The 14,671-nt window shown below is 72.6% G+C and carries 12 protein-coding genes and 1 pseudogene; 10 read left to right on the top strand and 3 right to left on the bottom strand.

The window, feature by feature from the left end:
* The first annotated feature begins 44 nt into the window (after nucleotides 1-44).
* Genes V3T34_RS24425 through V3T34_RS24435 form a run of 3 tightly spaced genes read left to right on the top strand, consistent with a single transcriptional unit; the run spans nucleotide 45 to nucleotide 2,197 of the window.
* Nucleotides 45-968: a sulfite exporter TauE/SafE family protein gene (locus tag V3T34_RS24425; RefSeq protein WP_305077138.1), complete on the top strand. Its 924-nt coding sequence runs from the start codon at nucleotides 45-47 to the stop codon at nucleotides 966-968.
* A 27-nt stretch (nucleotides 969-995) separates the two neighbouring features.
* The gene (locus V3T34_RS24430; RefSeq protein WP_244537506.1) at nucleotides 996-1,760 is read left to right on the top strand and encodes a TIGR02186 family protein; all 765 of its coding nucleotides are present in this window, start codon (nucleotides 996-998) and stop codon (nucleotides 1,758-1,760) included.
* Nucleotides 1,760-2,197 (top strand): DUF3429 domain-containing protein, encoded by a 438-nt coding sequence (locus tag V3T34_RS24435; RefSeq protein ID WP_091883313.1) that lies wholly within the window; start codon nucleotides 1,760-1,762, stop codon nucleotides 2,195-2,197. Before V3T34_RS24430 ends, V3T34_RS24435 begins: the two co-directional genes overlap by 1 nt.
* A gap of 1 nt (nucleotide 2,198) precedes the next feature.
* On the opposite strand, the gene pdeM is transcribed toward V3T34_RS24435, so the two are convergent.
* Together pdeM and V3T34_RS24445 are read right to left on the bottom strand one after the other, a co-directional pair.
* Nucleotides 2,199-2,912, bottom strand: coding sequence for a ligase-associated DNA damage response endonuclease PdeM (gene pdeM, locus V3T34_RS24440; protein WP_305077199.1), 714 nt, complete (start codon nucleotides 2,910-2,912; stop codon nucleotides 2,199-2,201).
* Between the two features lie 50 nt (nucleotides 2,913-2,962).
* On the bottom strand, nucleotides 2,963-5,449 hold the full coding sequence (locus tag V3T34_RS24445) for a ligase-associated DNA damage response DEXH box helicase (RefSeq protein WP_331369309.1): 2,487 nt from the start codon (nucleotides 5,447-5,449) through the stop codon (nucleotides 2,963-2,965).
* A gap of 236 nt (nucleotides 5,450-5,685) precedes the next feature.
* On the opposite strand from V3T34_RS24445, the gene arfB reads away from it, so the two are divergent.
* The 3 genes and pseudogenes from arfB to V3T34_RS24460 all read left to right on the top strand — a co-directional run bounded on the left by arfB (nucleotide 5,686) and on the right by V3T34_RS24460 (nucleotide 8,938).
* On the top strand, nucleotides 5,686-6,111 hold the full coding sequence (gene arfB / locus V3T34_RS24450) for an alternative ribosome rescue aminoacyl-tRNA hydrolase ArfB (RefSeq protein ID WP_060846599.1): 426 nt from the start codon (nucleotides 5,686-5,688) through the stop codon (nucleotides 6,109-6,111).
* Between the two features lie 211 nt (nucleotides 6,112-6,322).
* A pseudogene (locus V3T34_RS24455) lies at nucleotides 6,323-7,054 on the top strand (methyl-accepting chemotaxis protein); the annotation flags it as partial.
* 108 nt (nucleotides 7,055-7,162) lie between these two features.
* Entirely contained in the window at nucleotides 7,163-8,938 is a 1,776-nt protein-coding gene (locus V3T34_RS24460) for a calcineurin-like phosphoesterase family protein (protein ID WP_305077139.1), read from the top strand.
* Nucleotides 8,939-9,017: 79 nt separating this feature from the next.
* On the opposite strand, the gene V3T34_RS24465 is transcribed toward V3T34_RS24460, so the two are convergent.
* Nucleotides 9,018-9,968 (bottom strand): chemotaxis protein CheA, encoded by a 951-nt coding sequence (locus V3T34_RS24465; protein ID WP_305077140.1) that lies wholly within the window; start codon nucleotides 9,966-9,968, stop codon nucleotides 9,018-9,020.
* A 213-nt stretch (nucleotides 9,969-10,181) separates the two neighbouring features.
* Between V3T34_RS24465 and V3T34_RS24470 the strand changes: the two genes are divergently transcribed.
* From V3T34_RS24470 to recO, 4 genes are all read left to right on the top strand, one after another.
* Entirely contained in the window at nucleotides 10,182-10,892 is a 711-nt protein-coding gene (locus V3T34_RS24470) for an SGNH/GDSL hydrolase family protein (RefSeq protein WP_060846596.1), read from the top strand.
* Nucleotides 10,893-11,268: 376 nt separating this feature from the next.
* Nucleotides 11,269-12,837: a PAS domain-containing sensor histidine kinase gene (locus V3T34_RS24475; RefSeq protein WP_305077141.1), complete on the top strand. Its 1,569-nt coding sequence runs from the start codon at nucleotides 11,269-11,271 to the stop codon at nucleotides 12,835-12,837.
* Nucleotides 12,838-13,030: 193 nt separating this feature from the next.
* Entirely contained in the window at nucleotides 13,031-13,720 is a 690-nt protein-coding gene (locus tag V3T34_RS24480; protein ID WP_305077142.1) for an HAD family hydrolase, read from the top strand.
* Between the two features lie 124 nt (nucleotides 13,721-13,844).
* Complete coding sequence (gene recO / locus V3T34_RS24485; RefSeq protein WP_305077143.1) at nucleotides 13,845-14,585, top strand: DNA repair protein RecO; 741 nt, start codon at nucleotides 13,845-13,847, stop codon at nucleotides 14,583-14,585.
* The last annotated feature ends 86 nt before the right edge of the window (nucleotides 14,586-14,671 follow it).

Below are 14,671 nucleotides of genomic sequence, written 5' to 3' on the forward strand. Positions count from 1 at the left end.
TGGTCTAGGATCGGGGTCCCGCGCCGTCCCGGACCGCTCCTCCGTTGCAGATCTACCTCCCGATCGCCGAGATGCCGGTCAGCGTCCTCGTCCTCATCGGGCTCGGCGCGGCGGTGGGGTTCATCTCGGGCCTGTTCGGCATCGGCGGCGGCTTCCTGATGACGCCGATCCTGATCGTGATGGGCATCCCGCCGGCCGTCGCCGTCGCGACCCAGACCGCGCCGATCGTCGCCTCCTCGACCACCAGCGTGCTGGCGGCGCTCCGCCGCAACGCCCTCGACCGGCGTCTCGGCCTCGTCCTGGTGCTGGGGGGCTTCGCCGGGACGAGCCTCGGCGTCTGGTTCTTCGCCGCCATGCGGCGGGCGGGCCAGCTCGATCTCGTCATCACCGTCGCCTACGTCACGCTGTTCACGGTGGTGGGCGGGCTGATGCTCACGGAATCCGTGCGCGGCTTCTGGGCGAGCCGGCACGGCCGGGCGCGGCCCGCGCGGCTCGGCGGGGATCATGCCGCCTACATGGCCTGGCCGCTGCGGGTGCGGTTTCCCCGCTCGCGGCTCTACGCCAGCGTGATCCCGATCCTCGGCCTCGCGCTGTTCGTGGGCTTTGCCGGCGCGGTGCTCGGCATCGGCGGCGGCTTCATCCTGGTCCCGGCGCTCCTCTACCTGATGCGGGTGCCGACGAGCGTGGTGGTGGGCACCTCGCAGTTCCAGATCCTGTGCACCAGCTTCGTCGCCCTGGTGCTGCACGCGACGCAGAACCAGGCGGTCGACGTCGTGCTGGCGGTGATCCTGATCGTCGGCGGGGTGTTCGGCGCGCAGTTCGGCGCACGGGCCGGGCGCAACCTGCGCTCGGAGTACTTCCGGTTCCTGCTCGCCATCCTGGTCCTGGCGGTCGGCCTGCGCTTCGCGGTCGAGCTGGGCTTACGGCCCGCGGAGCCGTTCTCGATCGTGGTCCAGGAGGCGCGCTGAATGCGCCCCGGGCACGGTCCGAACAAAGTGCCGGCACGCGCGCACCTGCTCCTGCTCGGCCTGCTCTCCATTGGCCCGGCCCGGGCCGAATCCCTGGTCGTCAGCCTGTCGTTCAACCGGCTCGCCGTCACCTCAACCTATACCGGCACGTCGGTCGCGGTGTTCGGCGCGGTCGAGCGCGACGGCCAGGCGGCGGCGCGGTCCGGCGGCTACGACGTGGTGGTGACGATCCGGGGGCCGCGCCAGTCGCTGACGGTGCGCGAGAAGGAGGCCCTCGGCCCGGTCTGGGTCAACCGCGCGCAGCAGAAATTCGCCGAGGTGCCGAGCTTCCTGGCGGTCCTGTCCTCGCGGGCCCTGCCCGACCTCGCCGACGAGGCGACGCGCCGGCGCCTGCGGCTCGGGCTCTCGGCGATCGTCGCCGCGCCGGACCTCACCCTGGCGGCGCCGGTGCCGGACGATCCGTTCCGCGAGGCGCTGCTGCGCCTGCGCCGGCGCGAGCGGCTGTTCACCGAGACCGCATCCGGCGTGCGCTTCCTGGCGCCGACGGTGTTTCGCGCCACCGCGCCGCTGCCGGCCACCGCGCCGGTCGGCGCCTACGACGTCGAGGTGGTGCTGCTCGCCGGCGGCGTGCCGCTCGCGCGCCACGAGGCGCGGTTCGACCTGGTGAAATCCGGCATCGAGCAGGGGCTCGCCGATGCCGCCCGCGATTGGTCGCTGGCCTACGGGCTTGCCGTCGGGGCGCTGGCGCTCATCTCCGGCTGGCTCGCCAGCGTGATCTTCCGGAGAGACTGATGCCCCGCACCGCTCCCCCCGCCGCCCTCGTCCTCGGGGCCGGGGGCCTGATCCCGTTCCTGGGTCTCTCCGCCCTGGTGATCCTCGGCCAGTCGCTGTTCGGGGTGTCGCCGCGCCCGCTGCTGGCCGCCTACGGCGCCGTGATCGCCTCGTTCCTCGGCGGCCTGCGCTGGGGCGCGGCCGCCGCTTCGCCGGCGGGGCGGGGCGCCGACTACGCCGTGGCGATCGTGCCCTCGCTCGTCGCCTGGGCGGCGTTGTTCGCGCCGGCCCCCTGGGACCTCAGGGCGCTGGGCGCCCTGGTCCTCGCCTGGGGCCTCGTCGACCAGGACCTGCCGCGGCGCGGGCTGGTGCCGGCCTGGCTCGGGCGGCTGCGGCTGGCGCTCTCGGGCGTGGCTGGGCTGGCGCTGCTGGCGGCGGGGTTTCTCGGCTCGCCGTAGCTCACTCCCGCGTCAGCATCGTCCGGCTGATCGCGAAGACCCGCCCGTCCCCGATCAGGTGCGCAGTGAACCCGCCGGGAAACAGCTCGTCGAAGACCTTGTCGCGGACGTTGAGCCCCCCGGTCAGCGTCCCGAAGGCCGGCATCACCAGGCGGGTGCCGTCGAGGACGAAGCAGCGCCGGCGCACCGCGCGGCCGCGCATCGCCACTCTGCCGACCGGGTGGAAGTGGCCCGCGACCTCGCCGGGCTCACGCGCCGCCGCGGGCTCGTGCCGGAGCGTCAGGCCGCCGACCGCCAGGGTGTCGGCGAAGCGGCCGCCGACACCGTCCTGCACCGCCCGGTCGTGGTTGCCTGAGATCCAGACCCAGTCGCGGCCCTCCTGCAGCGCTGCGATCAGCGCCCGGTCGGCGACGTCGAGGCGGGCCGGCCCCTGCGCGTCGTGGAAGGAATCGCCCAAGCACACCACGCGGGCCGGGTCGAGGCGGGCCACCGCCTCGTGCAGGTTCGCGAGGGTCTCGCGGGTGTCGTAGGGCGGCAGGAACTGGCCCGAGCGGGCGGCGAACGCCGAGCCCTTCTCGAGGTGGAGATCGGAGACGACGAGCGTCCGGTGCTCGGGCAGCCACAGGGCGCCGCTGAGGTCGAGGACGAGGGTTTCGCCGGCGAGCGCCACGCCGGGGGTCTTGTGGGTCTTCTCGAGCTTCAGCGACACGGCCACGGTGATCGTCTTCCTGTGCCGGAGCGGGGCGCCCTCCGGTCTCTGTTCCGTCATGCCAGCGCCTCGCCGAGGAGAGCGGCCTCGGCCTCGGCCAGGATCTCGTCCGCCCCCTCGCCGTAGACCCGCTCACGCCCGATCTCGAGCATGACGTTGACGGCGAGCGGCGAGACCCGGTCGAGGGCCTGGTGGATGATTCGCCCCTGGATGCGCGCAAGCATCATACCGAGGCGGGTCACGTCGAGGAGTCCGGTTGCCGCATCCTGGCGCGCCGCCCGCAACAGCAGGTGGCCGGGCTGGTGCTTGCGCAGCACGTCGTAGATCAGGTCGGTCGAGATCGTGACCTGGCGCCCGGTCTTGCGCTGGCCCGGATGCCGGCGCTCGATCAGGCCGGCGATGACGGCGCATTGGCGGAACGTGCGCTTCATCATCGCGGATTCGTCGAGCCATTCCTCGAGGTCGTCGCCGAGCATGTCCTCGGCGAACAGCCCATCGAGGAAGCCGGGCTCGCGGGCGATGCGGTCCGACAAATCGCGGGTGCCGAACACCGCGAGGCCGTAATCGTTGGCGGCGAACCCCAGGGGCCGCATCCCGGCCCGCTCCAGGCGGCGGGTCAGCAGCATGCCGAGGGTCTGGTGGGCGAGGCGGCCCTCGAACGGGAAGCAGGCGAGGTAGTGGCGGTTGGCCCGCGGAAACGTCTCGACCAGGAGGTCACGGGGGCCCGGCAGCACCGAGCGGCGGCGCTGCTGCACCAGGTAGTCGGCGACCTGGGCCGGGAGCCGGTCCCACTCGAACGGGTCGGCGATCAGCGCCCGCACCCGGGCGGCGAGGAAGGTCGAGAGCGGGAACTTCGAGCCGGCATAGCTCGGGATCGCCGGATCGGTGCCGGGTGGCCCGCGGGTGACCAGCGCCTCGTCCTCGTGCAGGCCCTCGAAGCGCAGGATCTCGCCCGCGAACAGGAAGGTGTCGCCGACCGTCAGCGTCTCGGCGAAATCCTCCTCGATCTCGCCGAGCACCCGGCCGCCCGCGGGCAGAACGGCGCCGGGTTTCGTCCGGTTGCGCCGGGCGAGCCGCACCTTGACCTTGGTCGATTCGATGATCGTGCCGACATTCATCCGGTACTGCTGCGCGGTGCGGGCGTCGCGCACCCGCCACAGCCCGTCCGGCCCGCGCAGGATCTTGGCGAAGCGCTCGTAGGCCCTGAGCGCGTAGCCGCCGGTGGCGACGTAATCGAGGACGAGGGCGAAATCCTCGCGGGTCAGGTCGGCGTAGGGCGAGGCAGCCCGGACCTCCTCGTAGAGCTCGTCCTCGGAAAACGGCCCGGCGCAGGCCATGCCGAGCACGTGCTGGGCCAGCACGTCGAGGGCGCCGATGCGGGGATCGGGCGTGTCCTGCGCCGCCTCCTCGACCGCGTCGAGGGCGGCGCGGCATTCCAGCATCTCGAAGCGGTTGGCGGGCACCAGATAGGCCTTCGAGGGCTCGTCCATCCGGTGGTTGGCCCGGCCGATCCGCTGCATGATCCGGCTCGCGCCCTTCGGCGCGCCGATGTTGATCACGAGGTCGACATCGCCCCAGTCGATGCCGAGGTCGAGGGTCGCGGTGCAGACCACGGCGCGGAGCACGCCGGCCGCCATCGCGGCCTCGACCTTCCGGCGCTGCGTCGCATCGAGGGAGCCGTGATGCAGCGCGATCGGCAGCCCGTCGTCGTTGAGGTTCCAGAGTTCCTGGAAGGTGTACTCGGCCTGGAGCCGGGTGTTGACGAAGACCAGCACCAGCTTGTGGCCCCGGATCAGGTCGTAGACGGCCGGCATCGATTGCCAGGCGGTATGCCCGGCGAGCGGCAGGGTGCGGCCGGTCTCCAGCATGTGCAGGTCGGCGCGGGCCCCGCCCTCGACGGTGATCAGGTCGGCCATCGCCGGCTCGGAGCCTCGCTCGGCGACTTGCGGCACCAGGTAGCGCCGCAGCGCGTCGGGCTCGCGCACCGTCGCCGACAGGCCGGTGGTGGCGAGCCCCGGAGCGAGGCGGTGCAGCCGGGCGAGGCCGAGGCTCAGGAGGTCGCCGCGCTTCGAGGTGACGAGGGCGTGCAATTCGTCGAGCACCACCCGCTTGAGGCCGCGGAAGAGCGCGGCGGCCTCCCGGTGGGCGATCAGCAGCGCCAGCTGCTCGGGGGTGGTCAGCAGGATGTGGGGCGGGCGCGCAACCTGCCGGGTCCGCTTGTGCGACGGGGTATCGCCGGTGCGGGTCTCGATCCGGATCGTCTGTTCCAGCCCGATCCCGGCGACCGGCGCCTCGAGGTTGCGGGCGATGTCGACCGCCAGCGCCTTCAGCGGCGAGATGTAGAGGGTGTGCAGGCCGCCCTTGCCGCCGCCCTCGGCCAGCTCGACCAGGGTCGGCAGGAAGCCGGCGAGCGTCTTGCCGGCCCCGGTCGGCGCCACCAGCAGGGCCGAGCGCCCGTCTTGCGCCGTCGCCAGCAGCGCGAGCTGGTGCGGCCGCGGCGCCCAGCCGCGCGCCGCGAACCACTCCGCGAAGGCGGGCGGCAAGGCCGTTGGCGAGGCGGGAGACGGCTCGGGAGCGGCCGGCGCGGGAACGGGCGCCTCGCCGGAGGTCACCTCGTCGGAGGGCGCCTTGCGCGAAGGGGCCTTGCGCGAGCGGGCCTTGCGGGTCGGTGCGGCGGGGGCGGAGGGTCTGGGCACGACCGGGATGTAGCGCGCGCGCCGGTTTCGTGGGATGGCGGCGGGAATTATCGTCTCGCACAGGTTCTCGGGAGCGCCGGTCGTTGGGTCTCGAATGCACGCCCTGGATCACCCTCGACGAGTCCGAGCTCGACGAGAGCTTCGTGCGCGCCTCCGGCCCGGGCGGGCAGAACGTCAACAAGGTGTCGTCAGCGGTTCAGCTGCGCTTCGACGTGCGCCGCTCGCCCTCGCTGCCGAACGCCGTGGCGATCCGCCTGATGAAGCTCGCCGGGCGGCGTCTCACCTCGGACGGCGTCCTGGTCATCACGGCGCAGAACCACCGCACCCAGGAGCGCAACCGCGCCGAGGCGCGCGAGCGCCTCGTCGACCTCGTGCGCGAGGCCGCCGTGCCGCCGACGCCGCGCCGCCCGACCCGCCCGACCCTCGCCTCGAAGAAGCGCCGGCTGGAGGACAAGGGCCGCCGCGGCGACGTGAAGAAGCTGCGTGGCGGCAAGACCGGGTTCGATTGAGGAGCGCTGATAGTCCTGCCGTAATGGTCGGTTGAGAACTGGTAGAGACTGTTCGACCGATCCATATAGCCTATCCCACCAGCAACCTCATCCTGAGGTGTCGGCGATCAGAGATCGCACGCGATTTCTGATCGACTGACCTCGAAGGAGGGCTCCAGAAGCCTCCGAGATCACTGGATCCCTCCTCCGAGGCTCACTGCGTTCGCACCTCGCCCCGGCCGAGGCGCAGCGGCGCGCCGGGTCGCGCGAGATGGCCGACCGCTTCGAGGCGCCGGTCGGCGGCGTCGTCGCCGAGGCGGCGGGCCGTCTGGGCACCTCGGTCGCCGAGATCGGGCAGCGCGCCGCGGCCTTCGCGGACCTTGCCCGCACGGCCACCGACGAGGCGGGCCGCACCGCCGCCCTGGTGCAGCAGGTGAACGGGGCTGTCGCCAAGATCGGCGACGTCGTGGGCATCGTCGATGCCATCGCGAGCCAGACCAACCTTCCCGCGCTCAACGCCACCATCGAGGCCGCCCGGGCCGGCGAGGCGGGGCGCGGCTTCTCCGTCGTCGCCGCCGAGGTCAAGGAGCTCGCCAGCCAGACCGGCCGGGCGACGGAGGAGATCGGCGGCCAGATCGGCCGCATCCAGGGCGCCACCGGCCAGGCGGTGGCGGCGATCGGCGGCATCGCCGACCGTATCCGGGAGGTCAGCCGGATGACGAGTGCGATCGCCACGGCGGTCGACGCGCAGGGGGCCGCCACGCGCGACATCGTCGATAACGCCTCGCACGCCGCGAACGGCGCCCGGGTGGTGACGCAGACCGTCGACAGCGTTGCCGGCACGGCGGGCGAGACCGGCGTGGCCGCCGACCAGGTGCTCGCCGCCGCGTCCGCCCTGTCGCACCAGTCCGAGGACCTCCGTCGGGGCGTCGCCCGCTTCCTGGAGCACGTGCGGGCGGCTTGAGCCCTGCCGTCACCGAACCGTCAAGGAGCCGTGGTTGCCTCCGGGCCGCACCAGCGCGTCGCCTCGCTCCGCCCCGGCGGGCAGGGCGGCCGGGAGGACGAGGCCACGATGACGGACCACCACACCCTCACCCGTCGCACCACCCTGGCCGGAGCGACGGCCCTGGCCCTGGCTCCCCTCGCGGCCCGGGCCCAGGGGAGCGGAACCGGCGGGCCGAGCGTCGGCCAAGGGGACGGTCGAGCCGCCGGCCAGGCCACCGGCATCGTCTACGAGGATCGCGGTGCCAAGGGTCGGCGCGGGCCCGACGATCCGGGCCTGCCCGACGTGCTGGTCTCGAACGGTCGCGAGGTGGTCCGCACCGACGCGCAGGGGCGCTACGCCCTGCCGATCGGCGACGAGGCGGTGATCTTCGTGATCAAGCCGACGGGATTTTCCCTGCCGCCCGGACCCGACGGATTGCCGCATTTCTCCTACCTGCACCAGCCGGCCGGCACGCCGCCGGACCTCGCCCTGCGCTATCCCGGCATCGCGCCGACCGGACCGCTGCCCGCATCCGTCGATTTCGGCCTGACGCGGAGCCCCGAGAGCGGCGACTTCGACGTCGTGCTGTTCACCGATCCCCAGCCGGAGAGCCACGCCGAGCTGACCTTCGTGCGCGACACCGCGGTCGCCCGGGTGCTCGGCACGCGGGGTGCGTTCGGCAAGGTCGCATTCGGCAAGGTCGCATTCGGCATGACGACCGGCGACGTGCTGTTCGACGACCTCTCGCTCTATCCGCGCCAGAACCGCATCATGGCGCAGATCGGCGTGCCGTGGTTCCATCTCGGCGGCAACCACGACCTCAACTTCGAGGCGCCCGACGCCCGCCATTCCCGCGAGACCTTCAAGCGCACCTTCGGGGCGCCGTACTACGCGCTGGAACACGGCGGCGTGCTGTTCCTGATGCTCGACAACGTAAACTATCTCGGTGCCCGCACCGCCACGGCGAGCCGGGGCGGGCGCTACGAGGGCCGGATCGGCGAGCGCCAGCTCGCCTTCGTGGAGAACCTGCTGAAGCAGGTGCCCGCCGACCGCCTCGTGGTGGTGGCGATGCATATCCCGCTGACGAACGATCTCGGGCCCGACGATCCGGCCAACAGCACCGCCGACCGGGCGCAGCTGCTGCGGCTGCTGGCCGGACGCCCGTCCGTCAGCGTCTCGGGCCACACCCACACCACCGAGCACCATTACCTCGGGCCCGACGGCCGGGCCGGCGCCGAGGGTGGGGACGCTCATCACCACCACGTCCTCACCGCGGTCTCGGGCTCGTGGTGGAGCGGCCCGCCGGACCGGCGCGGCATCGCCACCGCCGACAGCCGCGACGGCACCCCGCACGGCTTCCACGTGCTGAGCATCGCCGGCGGGCGGACCTACACGACCCGCTACGTCCCGGCGAGCGACGATGCGGGCCGCCAGATGCGGATCGTGCTGGAGAGCCAGTTCCACGGCGACGACCTCGCCCGGCTGCCGGACACGCGCCTCTACGAGCTCCTCGGCGCGACGATCCCGGCCGAGAGCGCGGGCGGCACGAACGTGGTGGTCAACCTGTTCGATGGCGGGCCGCGCAGCATGGTGGCGTTCCGCATCGGCGACGGGCCGCTCATCCCGATGACCCGGACGCGCCGGCCGGACCCGTTCGTCGCCGCGCTCTACGCCCGCAACGCCGCGACCAAGAAATCGTGGGTGAAGGCCGAGCCGTGCTCGCATCTCTGGACCGCGCGCCTGCCGCGGGACCTGCGCGCAGGCACCCATCGCCTCACCGTTGAGGCCATCGACGAGTACGGCCGGCCGCATCGCGACGGGCTGGTGCTCGAACTCCTCGACGGCGCGGCCCGGGCGGGATAGCGCCCGGGACGACCGACGACCGCGTCACGATCACGAACGCCGCCGGCTCACCCGAGCCGGCGGTTCCCGTGCAATCCGGTCAGAGCCGGCTCGGGAACGCGATCACGGCGTCCACCGTATCCTTCACGGTGTCCTTGATCGCCCGGCCGGCCGGCGCGAGGTCCGGGAGCGGCACGCCCAGGAAGCGGGTCGGCTCCTCCGGCGGCGCGGCAGCCGGGACTTGAGCGGAGGCCGTGCGTTGCGCGGCGTCGGTCTTCTCGCGCCGGGTGGCTGGCTTCTCGGCGGTGCGCTCGGCCGGGCGCTTCTCGGCCGCGGCCTTCTCGGACGCCGGCTTGGCCGGCGCGGGCCGCGGCGTCTCCGCTCTGGCCTCCCGGGCATGGGCGGGCTTTGCGGACGTCTCGCCCTTCGCGGATTTCTCCTCGGCGGTCTTCTCGCGCGGGGCGGCGGGCTTGGCCTGCACCGCGCGGGCCGGGGGCAGCGGCGCGGGCTCGGTGGCGCGCGGGCGCACCGGCGCCGGGGTCTCGCGGGGCGTCGCCACCTCCCGGGCCGCGACGACCTGCTTGGCCGCCGGCGCCGGACGGGGCGTCTCCGGGACCTTGGCGGGGGGCGGGGGCGGCGCGACCAGGGCGGTTCCGGTCGCGGCCACGTCGGCGGAAGGCGCCGGAACGGACAGGGAGGCCGGCGGCGCGGCCGGCTTCGGATCGAGCAGGGCGACGGCTGCGGCCGGCGGCGTCGCCGGCGGGATCTCGACCTTGCGCACGGTCGGAGCCGGGCCCGTCCGCAGGGCCGGGATGCCGTCCTTGATCTCGGGCATGTCGGCGACGCGGCCGAAATGGACCTCGGTCGGCTTGGGCCGCAGCAGCGCGCTGACCGTCGGATAGGCCGCGACGGCCAGCCCCGCGCAGCCGCCGATCCCGGCCACGGCCAGGGCGGCCAGCACCGCCGGACGCCCGAGGCGCGGCGTCGCGCGCTCGGACGCGTCCTGGCGGGGTGCGCGCACCTCGGACGGGTCGATCTCCACAGGCTTCATGGCGCGGGCTCTCCGTTGACCTGCCCTCAACCATGATCAGAACCACCGAATCAGGCGTGAAGATGTCGGGGGAAAACGCCGTGCCTGTGGATAACCGGCGGATGACGAGCCGGCAGCCGGCGTGCGTCGCGATTGACAGGCCCGCGTCCGTCAGCGCTTGTGCGCCCGCATCGGGGGCGTCGGGATCGGACGCGGCGGGTGCGAAAAAGAATTTTGGGAGTCGCCGCGGCGGCCGTCCTGGTGGCGGTGGGGCTCGGCGGATACCTGCTGGTCGGCCATCGGTCCGATGGCGGCCAGGGCGTGGCCGCGTTCCGGGAGGCGCGGGCCTTCGCGGTCTCCGGGGTGCTCAAGCAGATCGTGGGGCCCTACAGCCTGCTCCTCGGGGATTCGCAGATGGAGCGGCTCTACTTGCCGACCCTGTGCGGGCACCCCGCCGTCAACGGCGCCATCGCGGGCACGCGGACCTCGGGCCTGCGGGCCGTGGCCGGCTGGATCACGCTGCCGCGGCCTCCGGACGCGATCGTGGTGACGATCGGCACCAACGACCTCACCGAGCGCCAGCGCGCCGGCCATCCCGGGGCGGCCGAGCAGTTCCGGGCGGAGGTGCGGGCGCTGTTCGCCGAGCTGGTGCCCCGGGCGCAGGCCGTCGTGGCGACGCCGATCCCGCCCCTCGATGCCGGGCGCCCCGGCGTGACGCATTTCTACGACGTCGCCGCCGCCGGCACCTATTCGGGCATCATCGAGGAGGAGTGCCGCCGGGCCGGCTGCCGGTTCGTCGACGCCTTCGCGGACCTGCGCGACCCGGCCGGGATGCGGCTGTCGCCGGACGGGGTCCATCTCGGCCTCGATGCGCGGTCCCGCGACCGCGTCGCTGGGCGGATCGAGGCTGCCGCCTGCCCGGGGCTCGCCGCCCGCGCGCCGTAACCGGGCAGGATGCAAGCAGCGAGGCCATGACAGGCCCCGCCTCTACTTCAACGGGTGCGCCGTTGCCTGCCGGGCGCCGCCCGGAGACTGCAGAGCCCGGTTCGGACCTCGCTCGCCCAGGCTATTTCCGGCAGGAGGGCCGCAAGTGCCCGCGTGATGTCGGAGCCCCGGCGACAGGTCATGACATCGCGGCGAATTTACCCGGGAAAGCTTTGGAAGTCTCCGTAATGCTCTTGGACAAAACGCGCCCCTAGGTTAGCAGAAGCCTGTGTCGGGATTTACCCGATTCGGCGGGACGCGAAAGGCGTCCGGCCGCGTGGCAGCCGCCGAGGCGGACGCCGGTCTCCCCACCGCGGGCGATCGGAGAGGAGAGCAGATGACGGCGCGCACCGCGCATCCGATCGAGGGCGTACCGGTCGCCGGACCGGACGACGCCCTCGGCCGTGCGCCGCCGGAGCGCCCGCCGGGACCCGCCTCACCGGCGTCGCACGCGCTGCTCGACGCCCTGCCGCAGAAGGTCTGGGTGCTCGATCAGGCCGGCGCGGTCAGCTTCGCCAACCGGGCGGCGCGGGAGATCGGGTCCGGCCACGGCGAGCCCGACGGTTGGGACGGCGCCGTCCATCCCAAGGACCGCCACCGGGTCGCGGCGGCCCGCGCCTCGGCGATCCGCTCCGGCCAGCCCTACGACCTCACGATCCGCCTGCGCGACGCCAGCGGGCGCTGGCACTGGCACCAGACCGACCTGGTGCCGATCCGCGAGGGCGCCGCCGTCACCGGCTGGATGATGACCGCCGCCGACGTCGACGACGTCGTGGCCGACAACCAGGCGCTCGAGGCCACCACCAACCTGCTGCTCCTCACCCACAAGGCCGCCGGCGTCGGACTGTGGGACTGGAACATGCGCACCGGCGCGCTCTCCCTCTCGGCCGAGGGCGCCCGGCTGCACGGCCTCTCGGCCCAGGCCTGCACCATCACCTCCTCGGCCTGGACCGGGCTGGTCCACGCCGACGACCGCGCCATGCTGTGGGACGCGGTGACCCGGGCGGTCACCACCCGCACCCCGTTCTCGGTCGACGTGCGGGTGACCTCGGAGCTCGGCGGCACCCGCTGGATCCAGAGCCTCGGCCGCGTTCTCGACGACGCCCACGGCATGAGCGGGCGCATCGTCGGCCTCACCCTCGACATCACCCCGCGCAAGCGGGCCGAGCAGGCCCTCTCGACCGCCAAGGAGGGCGCCGAGCAGGCCAACCGCGCCAAGTCGGATTTCCTGGCGATGATGAGCCACGAGATCCGCAACCCGCTCAACGCGGTCCTCGGCTACACCGAGCACATGCTCACCCGCTCGCGCGAGCCCGAGACCCTGCGCCACCTCGCCGCCGTGCAGGAGGCCGGCGAGATCCTGATCCGGGTCGTCGACGACGTGCTCGACGTCGCGCAGATCGAGGCCGGCCAGGTCGTCCTCGACCCGGAAGCCTTCCTGCTCGCCGACCTGCTGGAGGGCACCGCCGCCGTGGCTCGGGGCGCCGCCGCCCGCAAGGGCGTGGCGGTGGAGGTGGTGCGCGACCCCGCGACCCCACCCATGGTGCTCGGCGATGTCGGGCGCCTGCGCCAGGTGCTGCTCAACCTCCTGACCAACGCGGTCAAGTTCACGCCGGCCGGGCGGGTCGTCCTGTCGGTGAGCCCGGAGACCGGGCGGAGCGGGGAGGGGCGGATCCTGTTCGCGGTCAGCGACACCGGAATCGGCATGTCGGCGGCGCAGCAGGAGCGATTGTTCGTGCCCTTCGGCCAGGGCGACGAGTCGATCCGGCGCCGCTACGGCGGCAGCGGCCTCGGCCTGGTGATCTGCCGCCACCTCGTCGAACTGATGGGCGGGCGGATCGACGTCGCGAGCGAACCCGGGCGCGGCACGCGGATCTGGTTCGCCGTGATGCTGCCGCCGGCCTGAGGGCCGGTGCCGATTTGGGGTCGGAGCCGGTGCAGCGTCGAATCCTATCGATGTGTCGATGCGAAGGACCGCCGGTCGTGCAGGGTGGTCCTCGAGTTATGCTGTGCGAGGGCTGATTAAGTGTCTCTCACAAAACTCCCGATCACCGCCTCGGCTTGCTGTGGTGGCGACATTGCGGCGGGAGTTTTGTGAGGTGCACCAAGATGCGGGCGACATTCCGATGAGAGCAACCGGTGTGTCGACATTGCCAGCCGCCGTGATCTTCGACATGGACGGGCTCTTGTTCGACAGTGAGGTGCTCGCTCACGACGCCATGATGGCTGCGTCGAAGGAGTTGGGGGGCGGGTTCACGACGGAGGATTTCCTGACGCTGGTCGGACGACCATCGTCCGCCAACCGCGCGTTGCTGCAGGCGCGTCTCGGTTCGCAGGGTGACGTGGACATGTTCGAAGCGGTGTGGGAACGCCATTGCGTCGGCCTGAGAAGTGCGCTCACCTTGAAGCCGGGGGTGATGGATCTGCTGGCGCAGCTTGACGATCTGGGTTTGCCTCGCGCCATTTGCACATCGTCGAGTCGGGTCGATGTGGACTACAATCTGGCACTGCATGGCTTGACTGGACGCTTCCAGGCGATCGTCGCCGCTGGCGACTACGTGCATGGCAAGCCGGCCCCGGATCCTTTCCTGCGAGCCGCCGAGGTGCTGGGCGTAAAGCCCGAAGAGTGCCTGGCTCTCGAAGACTCCCACAATGGCGTGCGATCGGCCTCGGCGGCGGGCATGCGCACCGTGATGGTTCCCGACTTGCTTCCTGCCACCGACGAGATGTGGCGTCTCTGCCATCGCGTCGTGTCCGATCTGCACGACGTGCGACGAATGCTCGAATGAGCGAGGCACAATTCTCGAAGTAGGCATCGCGTCGAAGGCGATGTGCCGGCTGGCGCGAGACGGGTCGAGCCCCGGTGGCGAAACCCGGTTCAATTCCGGTCTCCGAGCGGCTATTGACCAGCCCATGCAATGGACGGATGACGGGCTGGTCCTCGGGGCGCGGCGGCACGGCGAGACCGGCGTCGTCCTCGAACTGATGACGGCCGAGCACGGCCGCCATCTCGGGCTCGTCCATGGCGGGCGCTCGCGGCGGATGCAGCCGGTGCTCCAGCCCGGCAACCTCGTGCGGGCGGTGTGGCGGGCGCGGCTCGATGAGTCGCTCGGCGCCTACGCGGTCGAGCCGATCGAGAGCGCCAGTGCCCGGCTGATCGGCTCGCGGATCGCCCTCTATGGCATCGGCTACGCCGCCGGGCTGATGCGGCTCCTGCCCGAGCGCGATCCGCACCCGGCCCTGTTCGCCGCCGCGCGCGTGCTGATCGAGCATCTGCACGAGCCCGAGCTGGCCCCCGCCCTGATGGTCCGCTTCGAGCTGGCGATGCTCGCCGAGCTCGGCTTCGGTCTCGACCTGTCGGCCTGCGCCGCCACCGGCACCAACGAGTACCTCGCCTACGTCTCGCCGCGGAGCGGGCGGGCGGTGAGCGCCGCGGCCGGCGAGCCCTGGCGCGACCGGCTCCTGGCGCTGCCCGACTTCCTGGTCGACCGGCCGGACCGGCGCGGCCTCAACGTGCCGACGCCCCGGGAGGTCAAGCAAGGCTTTACCTTAACGGCTTATTTCCTCGACCAGCACATCTGGAGGCCGAACGATCTCGCCGAGCCGGAGGAGCGGGTGCGGTTCGTGGCCCTGGGGACCGCCGGGGCGGACTGACCCGCGGTCCCGGCCGCGGGCCGCGTTCCTGGTCGCGTTCCTGGCCATCGGTCGATGTTCGTGTTATGTTCTGGTCTTGAGACCGC

Origin of the sequence: Methylobacterium ajmalii (assembly GCF_036448855.1) — a bacterium.
Taxonomy (GTDB): domain Bacteria; phylum Pseudomonadota; class Alphaproteobacteria; order Rhizobiales; family Beijerinckiaceae; genus Methylobacterium; species Methylobacterium ajmalii.